This window comes from Bacterioplanes sanyensis (genome assembly GCF_002237535.1).
Taxonomy (GTDB): Bacteria; Pseudomonadota; Gammaproteobacteria; order Pseudomonadales; family Oceanobacteraceae; genus Bacterioplanes; species Bacterioplanes sanyensis_A.
Window position 1 is genome coordinate 3,161,928 of record NZ_CP022530.1, and the last position, 24,030, is coordinate 3,185,957.

Consider the following 24,030-nt stretch of genomic DNA (forward strand, 5'->3'; position numbering starts at 1 on the left):
TCAACAGCTTTCTCGACAGCTTTCTCGACAAACTGGACAGCAAAGCGGTTGTGTCAGTCTCATCACTTACTTTGCAATTTGGAGAATCACCGACATGATGTTTTTGCATAAACGGGCCAAACGGGCGGAAAAGGCGCCGTCCAAAGGTCTGGACTTTAAAACCATGATTCATAATGTGCAGCAGGCTCGGGAAGAACAGGGCGGTTTTAAACGCATCACACCCGATATGCTGCAAAAGCAGGCGGCGCGGCTAAACAAGGTGGACAACGTCACCGTACCAGGTTGGGACAATGTCACGCTGTCGCGTGATCGTGCCAATGGCTCACACGACACCGGCGCTCATTACGCCGACTTTGTTCGCCAAACACGCCGCGATTTATCGCAACTGGCCGGCACACAAACGGGCCAAGACATTGCACAGCGCATTGGCCAAAGCGGCCATAACGTGTCCATTCGTGATCGTGGCAACGACAGTGCACATGGTGGTTCGAATAAACCGCTGGATCGTGTCAAAGCCAGTCAGTCGGGCGTTGGCTCGTCAGCAATTGTCACGCACCAACCGGATCGTACGAAGCTGGCATCACGTCAGCATCGCACCGGCTACGTCGGTTCTTCCAGCGCCATGAGTCTCGGCCATGAGTTAATCCATGCCGTACATACGGTGGAAGGGAACCATTCGGGCAAGCACATACACGGTCCCACGGGTTCAAAAGTCGAAGAGCGTAATACCGTCGGGCATCACGATGGCAGTGGCCCCCTGACAGAAAACAAACTGCGCAATGAGCTGCAAGATACCCACTACGCAGGAAACAGCGGCATTCTGAAACCCATTCCAACCCGCCGTCACTACGGCAGAAAAGATCTGAAGTTTTAGGGCCATTGCAACCCAGGCGGGTATTTTTTTACCCGCCACCTACTTCACATAAAAACACCAAACTCTGCGTAATCTGCCCCAACAACACTGCCATGGTTATTCGCATCATACGTTGAGAACTGCCTAGTAACGAGAGTTTCTGCACCACAGCGCCGGTCTGTCAGATCACAACAACCAAGGCAGCTTGGGCGAAATGTGTTCGCGATTGTCTGGCATCATTTCTGCTAAACCCCATGCACACATCGTTTTTCAGGTTTGTGCATGACAGCCCAACATCGACCGTTTTCCATCGACGAGTGCGACTACAACAATCCGTCCATCGCCGTGCAAATCGAAGGTCCGAGTGGACTCACCAGCGATTATATTCGAGTGGAGTCGCTGCAAGGGCAGGAGAGCATTTCGCAGCCATTTCAGCTGACATTAGAGCTGCGCGCTGACGACGTCGCCAGTGCCAGCGGAAAAATGTTGGATGCCAGTGTTATTGGGCAATGGGCGTGCATCAGCCTTGCCCAGCACAATGATGACAGCCTGCCACCGAGTTATCGCTATTTGCGTGGTTTGGTCACCGAGGTGGCTTTGGGCGCGCCGGGATGTTACACGCTGACGGTGCAATCGCCGTTGCAAGTACTGAGCTTGCGCAATCGCTACCATATTTATACCGACTGCGACGTACAAACTCTGCTCAACCAAGTGTTTGCGCAGGAGTTACAGGACACCAAATTTAAGCTGCGTTTTGACTTTGACAGCAGCCTGACCCTGACACGCACCCAAGATTGGATGCAAGCCGGAGAGACGGACCTGGAGTTTATCCAGCGCATTCTCGGTAAGTGCTGTGTGCATTATTTTTTCATTCACGAGCAAAATTTACTCACTTTGGTGTTTTCCAACAGTGTGGTGACCCAAGATAAAGTCGCCATTCCTGGACACAGCTCTGGCCCGCTGGTACTGCGCTACACCTACACATCGGTCGAAAAGTTGGGCAGTCAGCAAGCGGATTTGTTCTGCGACTTGCGCTACGCGATAAAAATGATGCCCGGTAAAGTCAGTGCCATGCTGACTCGCCAAGAGGCCGTATGGGAGCAAAACCCGGTGGCGGCGGCTGAAAACACCCCCTGGCTGAGCCACGGTAATAATGTAAAAACCGAGTACCAGCATCATCGTTGTTATGACTACGGCGCCAATACCGACGAAGATAAGGGCCAGCTGACTAAGATCTGCCAACAAATTGAGACCGAAGCCGGCACGTTGACCGGCACAGTCACTTCATCGCTGTTAAGCCCGGGGTATTGTTTTACCCTCAGCGATCCCTTGCTCGACGATGACGATGGGCGCGGCACGGGGCGCCCCGAGTTCTCCGGTGAAATCTTTGTGGTGACTAAAATCCAGCACAAAATGAGCGCTTCAGGGTTCTACAGCGGGCAGGTGGAGGCCACCATGCTGAGCCTGAGCGAGGATGAATATCAGCACACGCTATTAACGCCATTCAACATTCAAAACACCCGCCAAGGCAGTATTTTGGCAAAAGTACTGGACCATGAAAAACCGTCAGGCTGGCGCTATCGCAGTAAAAGCAACTTCCAACCGGAAAGAGGGCAAACCAGTTTCGACAACGAGCCCTACCATGAACGCGGCTGTTTGGTTGAGCTGGTAACCGGCGAGCAGCACTGGGTCGCTCTGCCACGCACTTCACAAACCGTGCCGGAGGTTAATTCCCTGGTGATGATTGGCCGCGGTGGTAATGAAAGTGAGCAGCCGGAGCTGCAGCAAGTACTGTCCTCCCACGGCTCAAAAACCATCATGCCGCCGGACCGGCGCAATGCGTCGTGGCAAACCAATACCCATTGGGGGAGCAATTATTCCACCAGTTATGGCGATGGCATCAGCATTCGCTATGGACACAACTCCGCCACCAATTTGCCGCAGGCCATTCAACTGGTCGAAAGTGCGTACGACAACGCCGACATTGGCGGTGGCTTGTACGGTAATAGCAGCTACTCCAAAGGCGGTGGTTGGAGCCTGTCACAAAGCGACAATGCCGATGTGGGCATCCTCAGTGCATCGGTATCCCAGGGCAGCAGTTATAACGAAAGCCACGCCAAAGTGAGTTACAGCGTCACTAATACCGGCACCAGTCAAAATTATTCCAAAGTCGGAAAAAGCGTCAGCCGTTCAGTAATCGGCGAGTACGATGGCAGTGTCGATTTAAATTCACCCAGCTTTGTTGCTGGCAAACTGCCCGATCAATCCATCGTGTCATTGGCCAACCAGCTGGGCAATGGTGATAGCTACAATGAAAATCATATAAAAGGCCGTTCCGTCAGTTTAAGCGGTACCGACATGCCGCCACCCGGCTGGGGCGACAAGTCAGCGACGGTGTATTCAAGCTCCCAGACGCTGGGAAAAGTCGTTAATAAGAACGTTCACATTGGCGACAGCGACAGCACTTCTCTGCAGGTGGGCAATAGCCAAAGCGTGAGCACCACGGTCGGCACCACCGACAACGTCAACACCTTTGTTGGCTTGCGCAATGATATTAATACATCGCTCAGTGCCACCAACGCGGTTTCTACCACCATTGGTGCTAGCAACAGCATCACCACCAATGCCAGCGCGACCAACAGTGTGTCGACCACCGTAGGCTTGGCCAACAGCGTCGATACTTTTGTCGGTGCGCGAAATTCACTGTCGACCAATTTATCGGCCACTAATTCAACCTCGACTACAATAGGCGTTAGCAACAGCACCGAAACGTTTATTGGCGCCAAAAATGTTACCTCAACCAGCCTAGCCGCCACCAACACCACAGAAACCTTTATTGGTGCTCGTAATCACACCTCGACCACGCTCGCAGCGACCAATACCACCGAGACGTTTTTAGGTGCTACCAATACCACCAGTACACGTTTGGCATTGAATAACAGCAACTCGGTCACCATGGGTGTGGACATGAGTAATGCGGTCAATTTGAGCAGCTCGATCAGCAATAAACTGAGCATGGGCGCGGTTATCAGCAATGACATCAACTTGGCGGTCGGGGTCAACACCGTGCTTGCGCCATTTATGGTCAATAACGATCTGACGCCCAAAGCGAAGACCTCTGAAACCACCACCGAAATCTTGCTGGGAATCTACATAATCTTGTGAGCCATTATGCAGATCATTAAACCGCGCACCCTCAGCCTTATTAGCCAAACCTATCATTATCGACGCACACGATTGGCTGTTGGTGTGCTTGGTTTTTTTCGCTTCGGGGAAGAGCACTACCTCAGTGAGCAGGAAGGTTGGAAAACCCTGGAGCCATTGCTGCAACAAGGGTTAATTCTAGATACTGGCCATGCAAAAGCTTGTGGTGAATTTTTGCTCATTGGCGATGCATGCGCTCCAGAAGGGCAAACCATCAGCCATGGCAGCGTCAGTGTGCGCGTCGGCGACACCACAAAGTCTTTGCAGGTGGTCGGCGATCGCTATTGGCACGGTCGGCGCTTGCGACGGCCAACACCGCCGAAGCCTTTTACGCGCATACCGTTATCGTTTGAGCGCGCTTACGGCGGACAGGACTTTGCGGATAACCCATTGGGAAAAGGCCGGGTGAAAAATGCGCAAGGACTGATAGAGCTGCCGAATCTGTACGCAGAAAACGACAGCACCAAGCCCAGTCATCATACGTTAACGCCCACCACTTTAGGCCCCATCGATGTACGCTGGCCGCAGCGCCAGCGCTACATCGGCACCTACGATCAACAGTGGTTGGACAGTATTCACCCAGGTTTTGCCGACGACACTGACCCGGCATTCTTTAACGCCGCCATGACCGACCAACACCTAAAAGAGTTTATTACGCCCGGCTGTGAGGTAGAGCTGAAAGGGTGCCATGCAGAGAAAACAAAGTGGCAGTTTTGTGTGCCCGAGTACAGTGCCAGAGTATTTATTGAGCAAACAACCGACGACGATAGTCAGTTCCTTGAAGCACCCAGCCGCATCGACACCTTATGGTTATTTCCTGAGTTGGGCATGGGGCTGGTGATACATCGCGCAGAATTTGCCGTCAACGACTCACTGGGCCTCGACGTTAAACGCTTATTACTGGCTTACGAACGCACAACGGATACGCCAAGACCAGCCAGCCACTATCAACAGCAACTGCACCTGCGCAGCGACCCTGTGCAAGCTGCGACACAAATGGTGTATGAAGCGCCTTTAAAACCACTCAAAACCCAAGCAGAGCAGCAGCACATTGATTCCGCGTATGCAAACGCACGCCAGCAGCTGCAGCAAAAAAAAGAAACTTTCATTGCTGAACTGCGCCGATCGAATCCGACGCTGCCTGCCACGACGCCTCCGCCCGAAGCCAGCAACGAGGAAATGCCAACAGCTATTCCGGCAGAGCTGATCCAACAAGGTGAAGTGGATTTAACCCCGCTACAACAGCAAGCACAAACCCATATTCAGGCGGCAAAACAGCAGGCCGAAGACGCCAAAAAAGCAGCAGAGAAGGCGAAAAAGGCGCCCCAACAGCGCCCAAAGATGACTGCAGAATTCGAGCAAACCTTGCAGCGTCGAGTATTTGCACAACCGTTTAAAGATGTATCCGACTCTTCGAGTAAAAACAGTCCAAGCAAAGACAGTCCAAACAAAAACAGCCCAAACGAAAACAGTCAGCTATCGCCATTAGCCCAGGCAGCGAAACTGCAGCAACAGAGCGAATACCAAGCTCGTCAAAGCTCACCGGTGGCCATGATCGATAACAACGCGATGCCGGCGAAGAGTGCAGGGCTTATTCGCCAATGGGTACAGCAGTTACTCGCCAGTGGCGAATCTCTGGCTGGGCGAGATTTGTCTGGCGCCGACCTCAGCGGTCTGGATTTTAGCGATTGTGATTTAACACGCACGGCGCTAGAGAACTGCGATTTGCGCGACTGTCAGTTGCAGCGAGCCAACTTACACGGCGCCATTCTCACAGGCTCACAGCTGCAGGGGGCTTGCTTTAGCAACGCCAATTTACAGCAAGCCAATTTATCGGCCTGCCATGGCGAACACGTTGTTTTTACCCACGCTAAAATGCAGGACACACTGTTGATGGATGCGCAGCTGGAGGCGGCCGATTTTTCATATGCACACTTGATTAAGTTACAAGCATTGAATGCTCGATTGCCACATAGCCGTTTTGAACACGCGCAGCTGCAGCAAGGTCAGCTCATCATGGCCGACTTAACCAACAGCCGTTGGCAACACGCAACCTTGCAGTTGTGCAATTTTAGCCGCTCATCACTGTCGCATTCGTGCTGGCAACACTGTTCGCTGTTTCGCTGCATCATGGTCGATTTAGACGCCCCAGCCATGCGTTTTAACGGCTGTAAAGCAGAGAAAGTACAGTTCAGCAATCAAGGTAACTTAAGCCACGCCCAGTTTGAGCACTGTCACTGGCATACCTGCGGCTTTCGAGATCTCGACTTAAGCGCCAGCCAGATCGAGCACTGCGTATTTGAGCAATGTGACCTAGCTTCAACCAACTTACAAAAATCGTGCTTTAAACACTGCTTGTGGGCAAACAGCGTATTGCTGTTGACCGATTTCAGTTATGCCAACCTGGAGCAGTGTTTGTTTAACCAAGGGCGGTTAAATAAAAGCCAATTTTGTCATGGCAAGTTGACCGATGTGACATTTGTCAGTTGCTCGACCACAGAGATGAACACCGATCACGCTGAACTTGAGCAAACCCAAGTGACACCACAAGCATCGGTGCAGAGTTCAAGTGCCTAAATATGACCGTTCAATATTGAGATAGTTATGAGCAATGCCTTGGCGAGCAATCAACCAGTGATGGAGCAAGACTTTTCCAACCAACAATGGCAGCAGCACTCATTGGAAGGGTTGGTGTTTATTCGCTGCAACTTTGCCGACATCAGCATGGAAGAATGCAACCTAAACCGCGCCGTATTTGTCGAGTGCGACTTCAGCCGTGCCAATATGCGCAATAACCGCACCGAGCAGGCCAGTTGGTTGAAATGCCAAGCGGCAAAGAGCCAATGGTTTGGCAGCATTGAGTCGGCAACCTTGTGCGAAACGGATCTGCAAGGGTCCCATTGGCATAAGTGTGAGCTGAGAGCCTGCACACTCAGTCAGTGCACTATCACCAACGCCACTTGGTCACGCTGTCGAATGCAGTCGACCAACTTGGCAGATCTGACGTCCAGCGGACTCAAAATAGAAAGTTGCCAACTGCAAAACATCGCCTGGAGCAACACCAACTTTGGCGACATAAAAATCCATGACACACAGTTTACTAAAGCGTTATTGCTGCAGTGCCAATTTGCTGGCAATGATTTCAGCCAATTTGCAATGCAGCAATGCACCTTTAATGGCAGTGAGTTTACCAAGGTCAAATTCACCAACGCTGCGCTGCAAGGCAGTAGCTTTTCACAATGCACGCTGCAGCAGTGTGATTTTCACCACGCTGCATTGGATCAGGCGTTGTTTATGCAGAGCAATGTGCAGCAAACGGATTTTACCAAGGCCATGGCCAAGCAGATTAATTTCCAACAGGCGCAGCTGAAAGACTGCCTCTTTAACAGCACCTGCCTAGAAATGGCTTGGCTGAAGCTGGTGAGTGCAAACCATTGCCAGTTTCAAGAAGCCGACTTCAGTTACGCCAACGCCAGCCACGGGCAATTTAATCAGTGCGACTTCAGTCGCAGTCGTTTTCAGCAGAGTAATTTCCACGCCATGTCCGCAACCGAGTGCCGTTGGGCGGGCGTGGACTTACAACAACGTATCGATAATGACCCACAGCAAGCGCAGCAAGAACAAGCGCTTGTCGAGCACGGAGCCACGTCATGAACACTTGCATTCGCTTTGCCCCAAGCCCTCAGCCCAGCCGTCTTGAGTCGTTGTATTATGGCCGTATCAATAGCCATGACAGTGATGGCCATTGGCTCATTGACGGGCAGTTTCCCGCTCACACGGCCCCGAGCTTATTGGTAGCTCCTTGTATCGGTGATGTGGTGGCGTATGTTGAGGTCGAGCAGCGCTACGTGATTTTGCACGTGTTGGAGCGCCAGCAGCAAGCCGATGATGCTCTCACCATTGCGGCGCAGCAGCCACTGCGCATTGAGGCACCAAACATCGAACTAATGGGATGGAATCAGCTGTCGTTCACCTCGTTGCAGCGCATTTCTATGGCCGGTCAACATGCCAGCATCAGTGTCTCTGGAAGCTGGGTGCAGCAAGCCGAGCATTGCATTCAACACGCCGGGCACCTGACACAAACAACCAGCGGTATCGCGCGCTGCAGTGCTCAGCAATACATCATGACCGCCGAAGATGACGTCTGCATCGACGGCAAACGCATCAACATGGGATAACCAACATGTTCGCCACCACACAATGCATCGCCATGCACTTATCCGTAATTGATGTGTGCAAAACACCGATACCGGTTCCAATGCCGAACATCGGCCTTAGCTGCACGGCAATTCCGAATATTTTTAATATGTTCACCGAGGCCATGCCCGATCACAATTTATTAACCATGGTGCCGCTTTCCAACGGTGACCAGGCGGGGATTTTGATGGGGGTGGTATCCAGCACCATCATGGGGCCTGTGGAAAACATCATAGGTAGCTTTAAGGTGTTTAAATCTGTAATGCCGGCCACCAAAATGCTGTGCGTCTCAACCCACAATACCTACAACACCATTGGCATCACCATCACCCCCTCGCAAGTGAAGGTGATGATTTTAAGTTAGGGCCATATGGCGTTGTCGTGCGGGTAAGCCATTCGGACTTGTTTTGAAAAGCAACACCAGCCAATGCCTGTCACATAGCGCCAGCGAAAAACCACGGCCAAATCGGCGGACTAAAAACTGACGTCCGTTCCCTTAATGCCCTTCAGAGACGGCGAATCCACCATCGGTAACTTGGTTTGCTTACCCGGCCGTAGGGTGGAGGGCGCATAGCTGAGATCAGCCGGGCGATGCTCCACCTGGCTCTGAGATGCACCAGGCTCTGCCTCATCGGACGCAGAGCTCGGCTCGTGGTGCTGCGACGCAGATGCTGCATCGTGGCGTTCGCTCGGTGGCTGAATATTGACGGATTCTTGGCTGCCACCACCGAGATAGGCGCGCGACTTTGTCCCGCTCCAGCCGTCTTGGCGGGTGGGCGCTGGGTTAGGGCTGACACCGCGAAAATAGCTTTGTTGATTGCCATCGAGTTGATGGTACAGCGCAGTCGATTCACGCGGCGATACAAAGTTATTGGTCGCCGGTGGCTCCGGTTTGCGAGCACTGCGGGCATCCACACCGATTTCATCGAGACTGCGCAACCGCGTCTCCGTTGCACTGACAGAGCCTTCGCCATACGCACGCGCCAGCTGATACGGCAGGCGACAACAGCCATGGGGCTGGTCACGCACAACACGAACCATTTGTTGATAGTGCCTGAGTGGGGGTGGGGTGGTCATGACTTCTCCTTGCTGTCAGATTTCGCGGGCCATAACACCAGTTGGTTAGCAAATGGGTTGCCCAAGGCAATACGCTGATAAGGCGACAACGCATCGACGGACTTCGCCGGGCCCATGACTAAGGCTTGCCAGGTGCGTTGGCCATCTTGCAGGGTAAACAATGTCAGCGGCAGGGTGCGTGACTGGGACTGTTCCAACAACGTCAGCCAACGTGATGCTTCGGTATTGGCGTCGTCGGCACTGGTCACCAGTGCCAGCAGCAAACCAAATTTGGCCGAGTTGCTGCCGTCTGGGTCGAGGCGCCATTCAGCAATGCTGATATCAGCATAGGGGATGGGGTGATAGATGGACTTAGCATCCACATTAAAAAGTACCTTGCGCTCTTCGACCGGCGTTTTAGGGATGTAGATGCTTAAGAACACTCCAGATAGCATGAGCGCAACAATGGTCGAGGTAACTTTCTTCATCTATAAAACCGCACTTCCGTATGTTTCTTCAGTGTATCTGACTGATGTGTCGACTGTGAATCAGTACAACCCTGAGATCCCTAGATTTGTTATGATGCGACAGCCTCTACAAAGATAACAGGATTAAACAATATGAAGGTTTGGTGTGTATCATTTGCAATGTTTCTCGGTCTCACTGCATGCGGAGGAGGGTCATCGAGTGGAAATGGAGATGCTCCATCAGATCTCGACGGAGGCACTGAAGATCCAAAAGCACCAGTAGCATCGGTATTGTATGAAGATCTTTCAATGAGCCTATGCGGCGGCTCAAGCGGTGATAACTTTATCGACGCCACCATTTCAGAGTCCCGAGAAGTATTCCTAGGCACGCCAGGCAGAGGTGCCTCGGTATTTATCGTTGGAGACAATACCGTCTCCTGTATTAATGGCGACTTGGAGACGCTAATCGTTGCAGGGCAAGGGTCTAGAGTCGTGGTTAATGGAGAGATTACCTCGATTGAAGTAAAGGGGGAGAGTTTCCACCAAATTTACGCTTATGGCGGTGTAGTTGCAGCGGAATTACGGGGAGGGAATACTGAAATTTATGCCCCAAGCATAGCTACTTATGACAGCTTCGGTCCAAACAACGTCATTAAAAATCTGGATGAAATTACACTTTGATCCTCTGCAGCTTTGTACCGCTACTGTTAGTGTGCCTGCTTGGCGCCATGTCGCCGGGGCCAAGCCTGGCGATGATCTTTAAGCACAGCCTAGCCGGTGGGCGCCTTAACGGTATTGTTGCAGCCTGGTCTCACGCCATGGGCATCGGCGTCTATGCCGTGTTGACCGTATTGGGATTGAGCTATGCATTACAACAAGCGGAGTGGCTGTTCAAAGGCATCAGTTTACTCGGTGCTGGCTATTTGGCTTACCTCGGCTGGAAAGCGATTCGCTCTGATGGCGGGGTGGCCGCGAGTCTGCAGCGGGGAGAAGCAGTGTCACTGTGGCAGTCCGCTAAAGAGGGCGCTTTAATCTCATTATTGAACCCTAAAATCGCCTTGTTTTTTATCGCACTGTTTAGTCAGTTTATCAGTACTGAGCCCACCAATTCCGCTTGGCTGCTATTGGTATTGACGCCATTAATAGTAGACGGGCTATGGTACACACTGATAGCTTTATTATTATCCTATCCAGCCATCACACAAATATTGCAACAGCGAGCCGTTATTATTGATCGCTTATCGGGCGGAATACTGTTGCTTCTGGCAGCACGCGTTGTCACTCAGATGTGAATCACAACGGCTGAATAACAATTGCGGCATCACTATCGGCAGCCGTGAGCGCAAAAGTGTTTCCCAATTGTGTCTTTCTTAAAGAGTCGTGTTGAGACACCGGCTATGCCATGTTCGGTCGCTCATCAGCCGGGAACAGCTTGTACTACAAACAGGTGGGTAGCTACGACGACTTGTCCAACGACGCTTTCTATAACCGAGTCCGACCTTTGTATGAGGCAGAGTTGTAGGAGCGAACGATCAAGCTGATGTAGGTTGCAGGAATGCGCTGAGGCGGATGAACAGCATCCGCCAAGATCAGATGCTAAGCCTTCGAAGCAGTAGCCCTTACGGCAACTATTTCCGATAATTGATATTATCGGAAATTTTAGACAACCTTGCCTTGACCTTTGCTTTGACCTTTCTATCCGCTCTAAAAGTCTGCAAATTTCTGGCGCAACAAATTCTTATTGTTAGCACCTCTGGTGCTAACCATGCTTGGTCACGCTTCTGTCACTCAACCATTTACGAACAATATTAATTGCCATATATGCATCCACATGCATCTAGTGCCCGCAACCTAGCACGGCACAGTGATAACGGCATTGGCTGGTATCCTTAGAGCGCAGTGAGATTGGTGCCCGCCGGAGCTGGGAACGTCCCGTACCGAACCTGCCAGAATTACCGCACCCTTAATAAGTGCATCAACCCCCCAACCAGGTTGTCTCTAAACTCCATCAGACTGGTGTCGAATTTCTGGGTAAACGTCCGTCACAGGCGCACCCGTTGAACGGTCTGATCAGCGCTCCGTTACTCCAGGTCAGAATCTACCCTAGATTCGCAGGTAACACGGCGTTGCACTCAGGGTCGCTACTGACTGCAGTCCTTGTAACACTTGTCTCATTCATAAAGCGATAACCTAGTGTGGGAAACGACATGAATACTGAGAAGGCCAAAGAAATTCTAGAAGGTAAACTCGTAAGGCAGGTTGTCAGTGTTCGAGACTGCCCTTTAAAAGGGTTTTGGGAAGTCTTTACAGATGTTGGCATCATGTACCTGTCCGATGATGGCCATCAGCTTATTCAGGGGTCGGTTATAGATATTCAGCCCCCCACAATCGTTAATCTGACAGAGTCATCCCTGTGCCAGCACAGAGTAGACATACTGTCTTCGCTTCAAGATGACATCATTCTCTACGAAGCGGATCAGATGGAATACGAAGTGACTGTATTCATCGATATGAGCCAAGTTTACTGTCGAAAACTATATAGAGAGTTGTCTGAGTATCTTAGGTTAGGTATCAGCGTTGGTTTCCTTGCGCATCCAGAGTTTGGCGGTGACACACCCATCGCGGCAGACATGGAAACCATTTGGACATCTAAAAATCCGAAAGAAGAGCTCTACAATTCGATCAACGGTATCTCTTCCGTCGCTCCAGCAGCCACCACCCCAAATGTTCAGCGACAACTAGAGTTAGCCGCTCTGATGAGAGTACACAAAGTTCCTTCAATTATTTTACCGGATGGTGCTCTGGTGCAAGGCTACACCTTCCCTAATGATTTGCTGAAGATGCTGCAACAGCTGCCGAAACACTGAAATCGTCATTTTGGAGCGGGTTGCGATTGCGCCTCATCGGTTTCTCTATGACCTTCGCCGGAGTCATAGGCCAGCAGCGTTCCTGTACTTCCCTCTATCTACCCTCCATTAGAAGCTTCTCCTGCAGGACCACCCTGGTGCCAAACGCTCTCTTTGCTCATGTTACATAGCGGTAACACAACTCTCTCAGACCTTGGCACTAGAAGCTCAACGCCCTCCTTCAACTCGTTAAAGTTTTACGCAGAGACTGGATATCGCTCTACCCGCAGTACAGTCAGGCCCCGCCGTCAGAAAAATAGCCTGAGCCCAACCGATTGATGCACAAGGAGATGCCATCATGGAAACCTGCGATACCCTCGAAACCCAATCCGGGTTGTTCAGCCGCCTGCAGGCAGCTGGAGCCCCCGATCAACAAGATCTACAAACCGCCGCACAATTAGCCCTACAAGTGGAATTCACCACCATCCCTACCTATTTGAATGGCCTGTATTCGATCAGCGATACCAGCAGCTACGCCTACCAAACGCTGCGTAGTGTGGTTATGGAAGAAATGTTCCATGTTAATCAGGCGGCGAATATCCTGGTCGCAATGGGTGGTCTGCCCAAATTTACCGGCGAGGCCACGCCCAAATACCCTGGCTATTTGCCTCAAGCCAACCCTGAAACCACGCCCTATCTTGGCCTATATCGCGCCAGCCCAGATGTATTCAGTAATGTTTACGAAGCAATAGAAACACCTGCTGCCTTTGGCGCGCCGCCACAAGGCGATAATTACGACAGTATCGCCCAGCTCTACGCCGCGCTAGTGGATGCCGTGGATAGGGCTGATATTGCTGGAGGCAACCCATTTAACAATGACGGTCCAGGGCGTCAGCGCACCAATATTTATCTAGGAAAATTTGGCGGTAATGTTGAGCCGGTAAAAAACATGGCCAGCTTCAAACAAGCCGTTCAGGAAATCGTTGAGCAAGGGGAAGGAACGGTACCCCCGCAAGCACCTTTGAAGCCAATTGAGCAGTACGGCAGCTATAACCACTATGGCAAGCGTACCGATGGTACCTATGGCCCTATCATTGGAACGCCATACGAACTCAGTCATTTTATGAAGTTCCGCAGTGTCGCCATGAAACCTGAGGAGTTTCCAGCAACTTACCCTATTATCTCCAACCCCAACGCTGAAGATTACACCAATCCGGATGCAAGAAAATTGTCGTTCGCTTTTGATCTCAGCTATACGCTCATGCTGCATGCTTTTGAACAGTCATTTAAAAACAAGGCTGCCGACCCCTATTTCAGTATCGTACTCGGTATTATGCACGATGTATTGCCAAATCTAGCACGAGCACTGATGCAAACACCGGCACTGACTGATGGAGATCCATCGGTAGGCCCCAATGCTGCTCCCAGCTGGATGTGTCTAAATAAAGGGGACGTATCAATCAAAAGACTCGTTGATGAAATGGACACATTACTGAAAGAAATGCCTCGCAGCCTGAGCATTGTTCGTCCCTTGCTGGCGCATGCATTAACCAAAAGCAAAGAAATTGAGTGCTCAATGAATGAGCTGGGCCTGAAATAATTTAAAGGGATTTCAATATGACTCACTACAAAATATATCCGCCCATTAATATCGCACGTGTTGGCAATGCACCGGACGACTTCTATATCGGCCCAGAAGAGTATCGTGGTTTGCCTACCACACTGGATGGCAAAGCTATTACTGAAGACGGGTTTCGTGATAGCGAGGGGCGTATGTGCCGACAGGCAGCACGCTTTCGTATTTATGACGACAATGATCAAGAAATCACCCTCAATACCAAAGGCGTAAAGTCCATTAATTGGACAGTACATATGGCCAATAAAAAGGCCAGCTGGTACGAGTTTGCTACCAACGAGGGCGAACGCGGCTATAGCAGTAATCATCCACTTAGAAATGCATCGGTTAGCGGCCACGATCGTTTGAAACTCATGATCGACCCAGGCCCACGTAGCATCAGCGGCGCTGCAGCTGGCCCGGTAGCGATGGACAAAGACTCGGTGCCGTCCGGCTATCAAGGTGCTCATTTTCCTGAAGACATGCTGTATCCAAATCAGGACTATATAACGACGCTAGGCGAGCTACGCACAGATAGCGAAGGACGCTTATTGGTGCTGGGTGGCCTAGGAATATCTGGTACCCATGACCCTAAAGCGACGATTCAACAATACGCCAATAATGATGGTTGGTGGGATGACACCAGCGATGGACCGGTGTGGGCTGAAATTCAGTGGGAAGATGGCCGAGTTGATCAGGTCGAAGCAGCCTGGGCATCGGTAGCACCACCATCGTATGCACCAGAAATCGCCAACCTGGTCACTCTGTGGGATACCATCTTTGATGGTGCCGTTCGACAAGGGCACTACCCACACATCTGCAACGGTAGTATCTGGCAAGGCGGTAAAGATGGCTATAAACCTAATTTCCAAAGCGAGATTAAGCCTCTAATAGAGCGCGCCGCCACTTATACCTGGGTCGCTGCCATTCCACCGAAAGCCCATAGTTTTGATATGGAGGCTTTAGGCACAGTGCCAGATGGTCATCACGATGAGTACCTAGGCTTTCGTCGCTGGATTCTCGATGTGCTGCGGCCGCCGAATAATGAAAACACTCTAATATCGGAACGCGGCTCCACCATGATGCCCTATCTGGCTGGTGACAACTGTTTAATTGATGGCACATTAACATCGAATTATTTGCGCTTAACCGATACCCAGTATTTCTTTATGCAACAGTGGGCGGATGGTTTTTTTGTCGACGAACCTGAACAAGAATCTGGCCCTCACGCTTTGACCCGCCATGTCTTAGATAACTGCGTCGGTGGCGCTTTTTCGCCCGGTATTGAACTGACCTGGATTTCTCGTAATCGTGCTATTTACCAGACTGATGATCCTCTGCGCATTAACGCCTGTGAGCCGACTAATGGTCCACTCAGCTTGGAGTTTACCCCCAGCGCCATGCAGCCAGGAGACATGACTCGTTATATGGCCATTCCCTGGCAGGCAGACTTTAATGAGTGCTCATCACAACCGATCGGCGATCGGGTATTGTGGTGGTGGCCAGCCCAGCGGCCAGAGTTTGTGTATCTAGAGCACGAACCTAAAGCCAGCAGTGCCGCCTTTATGGCTTTGGCGAGTGGCAACCCGTCGGACATTCCTGTGCCTGATCAGCAAACGCCTAACCAATACCCTTGGGTGGGCACTGGCTTTGATCAGACCCGCGATGACTTTATTGCATTTGCCGACGATACCCAGATGGTGAAGTACTGGTCAAAGCTCGGCTTTATTATGGGCAAAGACATCGATGGCGAAGAACGCTTTGTCGAAGTAGCTCGTACACTGTCGCGGCCGTTTTCAGCCGATGATTGATGTAGCGGTTATAGGAGCAGGCCCTGCGGGGTCTGCTACCGCGCTGGCGCTAGTGCGTGCCGGCATTGGTCGCGTGGTATTAATTGATCAGCCGAAACGCAGACCTTTTAGTATTGGTGAGTCCTGCGCCCCTGATGTTGTCGCTAAGATGCAGCAACTCGGTTTTAACGCAGAGCCCGGCCAGCAAGGGCACACGCCGTATCATGCCAATGTGTCTTGTTGGGGAGGGGTTCATCAAACCGATGACTTTTTACATCGTTTAGCTGGCCAGGGCTGGCACCTGGATCGACAGCGCTTTGATCGGCAATTGCTGCAGCAAGCCGTTGAACACGGCGCTGAATTAATTCAGCCTGCCAAGGTCCGTTCGATTGGCAGCTGTACCGACGGCTGGCAGTTACAGCTCAATCAAGGTGACCAGACTTCAATGCTTAACTGCCGTTATCTCGTCGATGCCAGTGGCCGCAGCAATGCCGTCACCAAGCATTTGCATGTCAAACGAGAACGTCTTGATAATTTAATGGCACTGGCCTGGACACTGCCAGATGGGAGCCCACTTCGCGGTAGAACTCTGGTTGAATCCATGCCGCATGGTTGGTGGTACGCTACTTGTTTACCCGATGGCAAAGCACTGGTGAGCTTAATGTCCGACGCTGATTTAATGCCGTCTCTGAAAGAGCCACAATGCTTGCGCAACTGGTGGCGACAAAGCTCTCAATTGTCGCACTGGCTGCCCGTCACAGATGATACAAACATTCAGCCTACCGCCTTTGCCGCCCATGCAGGCTTTATCAAACAGGCCGCTGGCCCTGGATGGATTGCCGTTGGTGATGCCCTGGCTTCTTTTGATCCGTTAACCTCATCCGGAATATCCAATGCATTAGGCGATGCTCTGGCCGCTCGGGACGTTATTTTACCTTGGTTGGCACAAGGAGATTTAACACCCGCCGAAAGTTACGCTGAGCGCATGAATCGTTCAATAAAGCGCTATATGTCTGAGTGGTGGCAACAGTATCAGCGCGAACGGCGCTGGTCCAAGCAAGCATTCTGGCAAAGACGCCAACTCGGGAGTGAGTGATGTACTTTAGATGTCACATCACACCACCCAGCTGCTCGTGCGCCCATTGCAACCCAGGCCAGCATAACACTGTGCCGATTAAAGCCCTGAGCAAGAAGCGCCGCTTAAAATGATAATAACGTGCGACTACCCCATCCGGCGGCTCGTTCTTTGCTACTCCAGCGACAGACAGCAGCCACATGGCCAAGTAGCCTACGGATACAACGAGGATCGCCACGACCAACAAAGTAAGCCATAAAACAATCAGTTCATTGGGTATGCTACCGTGCACGTATTACTCTCTTATCTGGCTTAGCCCAAACGTTATTAGAATAGCGGTTGTCAAAATGCAGGCTCTGCTTTTGGAGAGCGACCAAAGCGATTAAAGCCTTCGTCGCTGTTCAAAACCGTGAAAAAGACCAGAACTAAGATGCCAATGACTGGAACCAAGCTTATTAATATCCACCAACCACTGCGATTGGTATCATGTAGACGTCGTACGGTGACAGCAATCGATGGAATCAGCATCGCTATTGCGTATATGGGGCTAAACAAGCCCTCTAAATCCAGAGCTTCTTCCATCGAATTCGCTTTACCCAACGCTGTATCAAGGAAAGCGAAAACAAAGACAAATATCATATAAAAAAGAAAGAACATCCAATATTCTTTGCGCCGAGCTCGGTCGGAAAAATTTAAGTAGTTCTTCAAAGCATAAATAAACCAACTCAAGAGATGCTTCCTTTGCACAGATAGCCTTTAATTAGATTCAGAACGATTATTTCATATTGCCTGCTGACTGGCACGCCACATCCTGTATACTCTCATAATTTCAGCTTCTGGAGTTATCATGCCCAGCGATAGAATTACAGCAGCTTTACGGGCCATCGATGAGTCCAGCATTCTTACCGCACTGCAGAATTATCAGCCGCACGTGGTCAGTACCATTTTGATTGGATTAGACACCGACTTAAGCGATATCGATATTCTTTGCTGCTATCAGCGTCAATCTCAATTTGTAAAAGAGTTGCATCAACACTGCTCTGGCTTTGATGGCTTTCGTAAAAAAGCCTCGGCCGATCGTATCGTCGCAGAGTTTCGTTATGCCGATTTTTTGTTCGAAATATATGCCAGTAATACACCGACTCAAGAACAGCCCGGCTACAGACATTTCCGGATTATGCAACGCTTGCTGGCATTGGGTGGTGAGACATTTAGAGCGCGCGTCGTTGCATTGAAGCAATCCGGCTTAAAAACAGAACCTGCCATGTGTGCAGTGTTGTCTATTGACGGTGACCCTTACACGGCCATCTTGGATGTCGAACACTGGACAGATGGGCAATTACTGCAACGCCTGCGGACTTAAGTCACGCTCTGGACACTTTGCGCAACAAAGCGCAGCCTATGTGTAGACACACCCGCCATAGCACTCTACTTTTGCGGTCAATATACGTACTGCTGCAAACGAGTGACGACCATGAGGCCAAGTCTATTTCTGCTATTGGTGTTAGCGCTGCCTGTATATAGCGATATCATCCAAACTGAAACCCACACCATACGAATCGACAGATTGTGCCCTGAGGGATACGTCATCTGCGACTGGGTGTCCTATCGCAGCCACGACCTGGCGACTAACACCGTGACGGAACTGATGGGCACCACCGCTCATGCTCTGTGCGTTGATGGTGTGTCGCCCTGCCGTTTTCTTGGGTATCGCTTTCGCGACCAGGACGTAAACATCATGATTTACGAACACGACGATACAGTGGATGTTGAGGTCAAGAACACCGCCAACAATAAGGTATTGAGCAAGCAACAAGGCCGCTGGGTCAGTCATGTGGCGAATAACGAATGCCACGCTTCCAGTACCATCACGCTGGATATGGCACCCGGTCAGACAAAGCATAACCACCGGCACTGGTTAGTGGGACAATTCGACGGCCAGCCTTGCAGAGAATCAAGTTTGTCACTCAGCGTGATTGATGCCGACAGCAAGCAAGTGCTGTTTAGCACCAGCCACTCCTTTTATGAACTAACGCGCCACGACGACTATACCGACGATCAGCTGCAGCAAGTAGCCTACGAGAAACTGCACTTTTATCTGAACGACGCTACTGAGACTATCGACTGGCCCGATTACCTTTTTTCCAGCACCGGTGACGCTCCAAGTATCGTCGAGCGCGTCACTGAGGTGGAGCAGAAGATTGCTGAGTTGAACATTACCGAAGCCACATTCGACGATGAGTCACCTCTTGCTTCTCCAGCAGAGCAAGCTTTCAACCACTTACAAACAGAGCTCGATGACTTGCTGTACTACAGCTTTGAATACGGCATTAGCCGCGCAGACTATCAACGCCTGCGTGACTCGGGAGCTGCGTTGTTTTGGTTTCGCTATGGCGAAGGCGCTGGCACCGCTGTCACATTGGATGTCCGCAGTGGGCGTATTATTGAAGTCAGTTCGCGTGGCCAATAAGCGACCTGCACGGGGCACTTAAATACATGCCACAAATACATGCCACAGAAGCGCACGTGATTTTAATGGAAGAAAGATAAAAAACGGGCCTTGCGGCCCGTTTGATTATGACTCGGCGGTTTTTTCACTGGCTGGTGTCTGTTCTGAGTCAGACTTTCCGTAACGCATACACCGCCACAATGCTGTGATATCTGCACCAACCATGTAGAGGCTGGGTATCAACACCAGAGTAATGACGGTGGCGAACAGCACACCAAACGCCAGCGACACGGCCATCGGAATAACAATTTTTGCCTGCAAGCTGGTTTCCAGCATGATCGGCATTAACCCCATAAAGGTGGTTAATGAGGTCAACATAATCGCTCGAAAACGCCGGCGACCGGCGGCCAGCACTGCATCTTTTACTCCTACACCCGCTTGGCGGCGGCGATTGATGTAGTCCACCATCACCAGGCTGTCGTTAACCACTACCCCAGCGGCGGCAATGATGCCAAACAAGGAGAAAGAACTGACGTCCATGCCCAACAGTAAATGTCCATAAATAGCACCAATCACTCCAAACGGAATCACCGACATGATCACCAGCGGCTGACCGTAGGACTTCAATGGAATCGCCAATAAGGCATAAACCAGCAGCATCGATAATACGAAGTTGCGCAACTGGTCCATTTGACTGTCCATTTCATCCTGAATCCGGCCAGATAATTCTGTGCGCACTTGCGGGTACTGTTGTAGCAACTCTGGCATGTAGTTATCGCGAATGTCCTCAGCCACTTTTTGCGGCTCGACCACGGCGCTATTGACCGACGCCCAGACCGTGATGGTGCGAGCACCGTCTTCACGGCGAATCGATTCCGCGCTTTCGTGCAAGGTGAAATCGGCCACTTCCGATAACGGCACATTGCTACCCCCTGGGGTTTTGATGCGTGTATCCGCCACATGCCCCAGCGCATTTCGCTCCTGCTCGGGGTAGCGCAACATCACCTTAACCTCTTCGCCGTCACGTAAAATACGCTGCACTTCCAAGCCATAAAAACTGGCGTTCATTTGCTCAGCGACGGATGACAGATCCAGCCCCAGACTTTGGCCCAACGGTGTCAGGCTAAGGCGCACTTCTTGGCGAGTCGATTGCTGGCTATCGTTCACATCACCAACACCGGCCAGGCGATCGAGTTTATCCTTCAACTTTGCCGCAGCCCCTGCAAGCTGTTGCGCATCGGTACCGAACAACTTAAAACTGACATCGCCATCTTCTCGACCACCACCAAACACATCCTCTTGAATGGTGAGGGACTTGAGCCCGGCAATGGGTGGCATAGCATCGCGCCAGCGGTCGGCCAACTCGAAAGTGTCCATTGGCCGTTGTTCAGGCTCGACCAAGGTGGTGAGTATTTCCGCCTTGGTGCGCGAGTCGAGTTCGACATAAATCGAGTTGACCATGCTCTGCCCTGTTTCGGCGGCAATTTGCGCATCGACTTGGTTAATCATGGCCTCAATCGCTAAGGCGGCGTTCAAGGTGGCCTGCTCGCCGCTGTCTGCGGTCATTTCCAGGGTGATTTCAGGAAAATCGTGTGGAATTTTCGGCGTGCCCACCATGCGAACAATGCCGCCCTGAATCAAGCCCAGAGTAATCAGCAGCACCGCCATAAATATGGCAACCACGTTGTAGCGATGCTTTAAGGCAACGGCTAAAAATGGCAAGTAGTTGTTTTCGATAAAGCGTTTTAAACGCGCATCAATCCAGTTCTGCAAACGGTAAATGGGGTTACGACTGTCTTTTTTTGGCGCCATGCCCGCCAAATGCGCTGGCAGTATCAACTTGGACTCCACCAACGAGAACAGCAGACACAAAATGACGACCCAGCCGATGGAAGCCGAAATAGCCGCATCTGGCCCATCACCAAACAGCATGGGCAAAAACGCCGCGACAGTGGTCAAAACACCAAAGGTAGCCGGCATCGCGACACGTTTAGCACCAGCAATCACACTGTTTAATGACTGACCTTTGTGCTCAATTTCTGAGTAGACACTTTCTCCGATGACAATGGCATCATCCACCACAATGCCCAACACCAGAATAAAACCAAACAAGCTGGTCAGGCTGATGGTGATGTTGATGGGGTCCACCGGCATCATCATTAAGGTACCCAGAAAACATACTGGTAAGCCGACCATTACCCAGGCCGCCAAGCGCAAGCGCAAAAACAGCGCCAGCATCAAAAATACCAATAAAGCCGACGCCCACATGTTTTCCAACATCATGTTTAAGCGCCCTTCCAGGTAGTAGGTCAGATCAATCCACGACTTTAATTGCATACCTTGGGGCAAGCTGGCTTGACGCTCTTGGATATAGGCTTTGACCGCCTCGGCAACGTCAGGCGTAGATTGATCGTTCGATGCGCCGACAAAAAACAACACTGCGTCCTGACCGTTAAACTTGTTGTACTGCAGACCCTGCTCAAAGCCGTCATGCACCACAGCAACATCAGACAAATACAATTGGCTGCCATCTGCCAAAGTACGGATTGGTATGCGTTCAAAGTCGCGCTGAACGTAGGCCTGATTCTCTACCCGAATACCGATATAACCAGCGTCGGTACGAATCTCACCAGCACTCATGTTGGCACTGTATGCTCGAATGGTCTGTGCCACCTCCGCAAAGGTTAACTGATATTCGCGCAAACGATCGCGGGACACTTCTACGCTGATTTCATAATTCGGGCCGCCGTGAAACTCAGTCACTTGCACCAAGGGCAGCTGGCGGATTTCATCGTAGATATCCTCGCCCAGTGAACGAATCTCGGCAAACGGACGATCGCCATAGAGAGCAATCCACATTACTTCCTGAATGAACTTATCTTTGGTGATCAGTGGCGTTTCAGCCCCAGCTGGCAGTGTTTGAATGCCTTCGACATTAACTTTCACTTCGTCGATGACTTCATCCACGTCGTAACTGTCGTCCACTTCAACCCAGGTTTGCGAGGCATTGCGCATACTGTAAGTGATGACGCGTTTAATGCCCTGAATGTCTTCCAGTGACTGTTCGATTTTTTCCGTAATGCCGTCTTCGACGTCCTGCGGCCCAGCACCTGGGTAAGCGGTACTGATGGAAATCCAGTTAAACTCAAGCTGCGGAAACATTTGTTTCTGAATAGTGACTGCAGAAAACAGACCGCCCACCAGAATAAAAAACATCAACAGATTGGCTGCCACCGGGTTGTGAGCAAACCAAGCAATAATGCCCTCTTGTTTATGATTCATCCTTACTCTCCGTGGCAATCATTATCTCGCTCTCCCCTGCGGGAACTGAGATATCGTCAACGCGATGCAGTGCCATGCCCTCAGAGGGGTACTGCAATGCTGTGGTAACGATGGCCATAGGCGCAGTATTCGACAGCTGGACAACCGCCTGATCCCCTTCTAAACGCAATACATCCACGTTTTCAAATGCAAGCTGACCATCTTTGAAAACTGGCAGTCGCTGCTCTCGCAGCCACTGGTAAGGAATGCGCACGCTGTTTTGATAAACACGCCCCTGAATGTCAGCGGTTACATATTGGCCAAAACGCAGCGGCGGTGTTTGTTGGTAAGGGTTTTCTACCTGCGCGACCAAGTAGTGCATGCGGCTGTTGTCATCGACGATGCCTTCACTGCGAACGATTTTGGCCGGCCATTCCAGGCTTTGTTCACCCTGCTGCACCCGCAAGGTAACCTCAGCATCATTGCCTTGATTCACCAATTGCGGCCATTGTTTTGCCGCGACCGGCAAACGAATTTCTGCCGTTGCCAGCGCGAACACAGTGCCTAACGCCGTGCCGGTTGAAACATAACTGCCTAGGCCAGGATGACGAGCAACCACCAACGCATCAAACGGTGCACGAATGGCGGTCCGCTCCAAGTCACGCTGCGCTCGCTGCACCATCGCGAGCGTCGCTTTAACGGCGGCTTTTGCTTGCGCCAACTGCGGTTTTCGCAACGCCAAAACGGTGGGATTTTTTACATCCGATAATTGCTCGCGAGCCACTTTACCCTGCGCCTGCTCGGTTTCCAGAGCAGCCAACGCCGTGGCATAGTTGGCTTCTGCATCCAGCAGCGCTGTTTGATAATCGCTGTCGTCGATGCGCATCAAAACAGTGTCGGCAGCAATTTGACCACCACGTACAAACGCAGGGTGTATATAGGCGACGTTGCCACTGACTTGCGCGACCAACTCAGTTTTTTCACGTGGTTGCACTACGCCATAAGAGCCCACCGTAATGCTCACGGGGCCGGCCTGGCGTGTTTCAATTTCCACCTCTGGCACCGTTACTTCCGTGATTTTTTCTTCCGGCGGCTCTTTTAAACTGGCCAACCCCGCGGCTACACCTACGGCAACAGCAACAATGGCAATCGGCATTGCCCATCTTCGCATGATCATACGCTTGCAATTTCCCTAATTCAGGAGCCACAGCCCCTAT

The 24,030-nt window shown here is 51.3% G+C and carries 20 protein-coding genes; 14 read left to right on the forward strand and 6 right to left on the reverse strand.

All coding sequences use genetic code 11. The features are described from left to right. Positions 1 to 94 precede the first annotated feature (94 nt). The 6 genes from CHH28_RS14630 to CHH28_RS14655 all read left to right on the forward strand — a co-directional run bounded on the left by CHH28_RS14630 (position 95) and on the right by CHH28_RS14655 (position 8,618). Positions 95 to 874, forward strand: coding sequence for a M91 family zinc metallopeptidase (locus tag CHH28_RS14630; RefSeq protein WP_094061007.1), 780 nt, complete (start codon positions 95 to 97; stop codon positions 872 to 874). 261 nt (positions 875 to 1,135) lie between these two features. Beyond that, positions 1,136 to 4,018, forward strand: a complete 2,883-nt coding sequence (locus CHH28_RS14635; protein WP_094061008.1) for a contractile injection system protein, VgrG/Pvc8 family — start codon at positions 1,136 to 1,138, stop codon at positions 4,016 to 4,018. 6 nt (positions 4,019 to 4,024) lie between these two features. Then, positions 4,025 to 6,634: a DUF2169 family type VI secretion system accessory protein gene (locus CHH28_RS14640; RefSeq protein WP_094061009.1), complete on the forward strand. Its 2,610-nt coding sequence runs from the start codon at positions 4,025 to 4,027 to the stop codon at positions 6,632 to 6,634. 27 nt (positions 6,635 to 6,661) lie between these two features. Next, positions 6,662 to 7,711, forward strand: a complete 1,050-nt coding sequence (locus CHH28_RS14645) for a pentapeptide repeat-containing protein (protein ID WP_094061010.1) — start codon at positions 6,662 to 6,664, stop codon at positions 7,709 to 7,711. Beyond that, positions 7,708 to 8,235, forward strand: coding sequence for a DUF3540 domain-containing protein (locus tag CHH28_RS14650; protein ID WP_094061011.1), 528 nt, complete (start codon positions 7,708 to 7,710; stop codon positions 8,233 to 8,235). Before CHH28_RS14645 ends, CHH28_RS14650 begins: the two co-directional genes overlap by 4 nt. A gap of 5 nt (positions 8,236 to 8,240) precedes the next feature. After that, entirely contained in the window at positions 8,241 to 8,618 is a 378-nt protein-coding gene (locus tag CHH28_RS14655; RefSeq protein ID WP_094061012.1) for a DUF4150 domain-containing protein, read from the forward strand. A 110-nt stretch (positions 8,619 to 8,728) separates the two neighbouring features. Here the strand turns inward: CHH28_RS14655 and CHH28_RS14660 are convergent, their stop codons facing one another. Next, a complete protein-coding gene (locus CHH28_RS14660; RefSeq protein ID WP_094061013.1) occupies positions 8,729 to 9,331 on the reverse strand; it encodes a hypothetical protein in 603 nt (200 codons plus the stop codon). Next, complete coding sequence (locus tag CHH28_RS14665) at positions 9,328 to 9,798, reverse strand: hypothetical protein (RefSeq protein WP_094061014.1); 471 nt, start codon at positions 9,796 to 9,798, stop codon at positions 9,328 to 9,330. Before CHH28_RS14665 ends, CHH28_RS14660 begins: the two co-directional genes overlap by 4 nt. 132 nt (positions 9,799 to 9,930) lie before the next feature. Here CHH28_RS14665 and CHH28_RS14670 point away from each other — a divergent pair, with 132 nt between their 5' ends. The 6 genes from CHH28_RS14670 to CHH28_RS14695 all read left to right on the forward strand — a co-directional run bounded on the left by CHH28_RS14670 (position 9,931) and on the right by CHH28_RS14695 (position 17,124). After that, positions 9,931 to 10,458 (forward strand): hypothetical protein, encoded by a 528-nt coding sequence (locus CHH28_RS14670; RefSeq protein ID WP_157729933.1) that lies wholly within the window; start codon positions 9,931 to 9,933, stop codon positions 10,456 to 10,458. Between the two features lie 47 nt (positions 10,459 to 10,505). Continuing rightward, a complete protein-coding gene (locus CHH28_RS14675; RefSeq protein WP_094061016.1) occupies positions 10,506 to 11,069 on the forward strand; it encodes a LysE family translocator in 564 nt (187 codons plus the stop codon). 915 nt (positions 11,070 to 11,984) lie between these two features. Continuing rightward, a complete protein-coding gene (locus CHH28_RS14680; protein WP_094061017.1) occupies positions 11,985 to 12,644 on the forward strand; it encodes a disulfide isomerase DsbC N-terminal domain-containing protein in 660 nt (219 codons plus the stop codon). A gap of 373 nt (positions 12,645 to 13,017) precedes the next feature. Further along, entirely contained in the window at positions 13,018 to 14,223 is a 1,206-nt protein-coding gene (locus tag CHH28_RS14685; protein WP_157729934.1) for a ferritin-like domain-containing protein, read from the forward strand. Positions 14,224 to 14,240: 17 nt separating this feature from the next. Beyond that, positions 14,241 to 16,049 carry a LodA/GoxA family CTQ-dependent oxidase gene (locus CHH28_RS14690; RefSeq protein WP_094061019.1) on the forward strand — a complete coding sequence of 603 codons (1,809 nt, stop codon included), beginning with the start codon at positions 14,241 to 14,243 and terminating at the stop codon, positions 16,047 to 16,049. Then, positions 16,042 to 17,124: an NAD(P)/FAD-dependent oxidoreductase gene (locus CHH28_RS14695; protein WP_094061020.1), complete on the forward strand. Its 1,083-nt coding sequence runs from the start codon at positions 16,042 to 16,044 to the stop codon at positions 17,122 to 17,124. Before CHH28_RS14690 ends, CHH28_RS14695 begins: the two co-directional genes overlap by 8 nt. Before the next feature lie 13 nt (positions 17,125 to 17,137). Here CHH28_RS14695 and CHH28_RS14700 read toward each other — a convergent pair whose 3' ends face one another. Together CHH28_RS14700 and CHH28_RS14705 are read right to left on the reverse strand one after the other, a co-directional pair. Further along, the gene (locus CHH28_RS14700) at positions 17,138 to 17,395 is read right to left on the reverse strand and encodes a hypothetical protein (RefSeq protein WP_094061021.1); all 258 of its coding nucleotides are present in this window, start codon (positions 17,393 to 17,395) and stop codon (positions 17,138 to 17,140) included. 50 nt (positions 17,396 to 17,445) lie between these two features. Further along, a complete protein-coding gene (locus CHH28_RS14705; protein WP_094061022.1) occupies positions 17,446 to 17,832 on the reverse strand; it encodes a DUF805 domain-containing protein in 387 nt (128 codons plus the stop codon). Positions 17,833 to 17,950: 118 nt separating this feature from the next. Between CHH28_RS14705 and CHH28_RS14710 the strand changes: the two genes are divergently transcribed. Both CHH28_RS14710 and CHH28_RS14715 read left to right on the forward strand, forming a co-directional pair. After that, positions 17,951 to 18,466: a DUF4269 domain-containing protein gene (locus tag CHH28_RS14710; RefSeq protein WP_094061023.1), complete on the forward strand. Its 516-nt coding sequence runs from the start codon at positions 17,951 to 17,953 to the stop codon at positions 18,464 to 18,466. 111 nt (positions 18,467 to 18,577) lie between these two features. Beyond that, entirely contained in the window at positions 18,578 to 19,573 is a 996-nt protein-coding gene (locus CHH28_RS14715) for a hypothetical protein (protein WP_157729935.1), read from the forward strand. A 105-nt stretch (positions 19,574 to 19,678) separates the two neighbouring features. Here CHH28_RS14715 and CHH28_RS14720 read toward each other — a convergent pair whose 3' ends face one another. Together CHH28_RS14720 and CHH28_RS14725 are read right to left on the reverse strand one after the other, a co-directional pair. Then, on the reverse strand, positions 19,679 to 22,834 hold the full coding sequence (locus CHH28_RS14720; protein WP_094061025.1) for an efflux RND transporter permease subunit: 3,156 nt from the start codon (positions 22,832 to 22,834) through the stop codon (positions 19,679 to 19,681). Then, entirely contained in the window at positions 22,824 to 23,984 is a 1,161-nt protein-coding gene (locus tag CHH28_RS14725) for an efflux RND transporter periplasmic adaptor subunit (RefSeq protein WP_157729936.1), read from the reverse strand. Before CHH28_RS14725 ends, CHH28_RS14720 begins: the two co-directional genes overlap by 11 nt. Positions 23,985 to 24,030 lie beyond the last annotated feature (46 nt).

Coding starts and splice junctions, on each gene's coding strand:
- CHH28_RS14630 (WP_094061007.1), top strand. CDS start 95: ATGATGTTTTTGCATAAACGGGCCAAACGGGCGGAAAAGGCGCCGTCC.
- CHH28_RS14635 (WP_094061008.1), top strand. CDS start 1,136: ATGACAGCCCAACATCGACCGTTTTCCATCGACGAGTGCGACTACAAC.
- CHH28_RS14640 (WP_094061009.1), top strand. CDS start 4,025: ATGCAGATCATTAAACCGCGCACCCTCAGCCTTATTAGCCAAACCTAT.
- CHH28_RS14645 (WP_094061010.1), top strand. CDS start 6,662: ATGAGCAATGCCTTGGCGAGCAATCAACCAGTGATGGAGCAAGACTTT.
- CHH28_RS14650 (WP_094061011.1), top strand. CDS start 7,708: ATGAACACTTGCATTCGCTTTGCCCCAAGCCCTCAGCCCAGCCGTCTT.
- CHH28_RS14655 (WP_094061012.1), top strand. CDS start 8,241: ATGTTCGCCACCACACAATGCATCGCCATGCACTTATCCGTAATTGAT.
- CHH28_RS14660 (WP_094061013.1), bottom strand. CDS start 9,331: ATGACCACCCCACCCCCACTCAGGCACTATCAACAAATGGTTCGTGTT.
- CHH28_RS14665 (WP_094061014.1), bottom strand. CDS start 9,798: ATGAAGAAAGTTACCTCGACCATTGTTGCGCTCATGCTATCTGGAGTG.
- CHH28_RS14670 (WP_157729933.1), top strand. CDS start 9,931: ATGAAGGTTTGGTGTGTATCATTTGCAATGTTTCTCGGTCTCACTGCA.
- CHH28_RS14675 (WP_094061016.1), top strand. CDS start 10,506: ATGTCGCCGGGGCCAAGCCTGGCGATGATCTTTAAGCACAGCCTAGCC.
- CHH28_RS14680 (WP_094061017.1), top strand. CDS start 11,985: ATGAATACTGAGAAGGCCAAAGAAATTCTAGAAGGTAAACTCGTAAGG.
- CHH28_RS14690 (WP_094061019.1), top strand. CDS start 14,241: ATGACTCACTACAAAATATATCCGCCCATTAATATCGCACGTGTTGGC.
- CHH28_RS14695 (WP_094061020.1), top strand. CDS start 16,042: ATGATTGATGTAGCGGTTATAGGAGCAGGCCCTGCGGGGTCTGCTACC.
- CHH28_RS14710 (WP_094061023.1), top strand. CDS start 17,951: ATGCCCAGCGATAGAATTACAGCAGCTTTACGGGCCATCGATGAGTCC.
- CHH28_RS14715 (WP_157729935.1), top strand. CDS start 18,578: ATGAGGCCAAGTCTATTTCTGCTATTGGTGTTAGCGCTGCCTGTATAT.
- CHH28_RS14720 (WP_094061025.1), bottom strand. CDS start 22,834: ATGAATCATAAACAAGAGGGCATTATTGCTTGGTTTGCTCACAACCCG.
- CHH28_RS14725 (WP_157729936.1), bottom strand. CDS start 23,984: ATGCGAAGATGGGCAATGCCGATTGCCATTGTTGCTGTTGCCGTAGGT.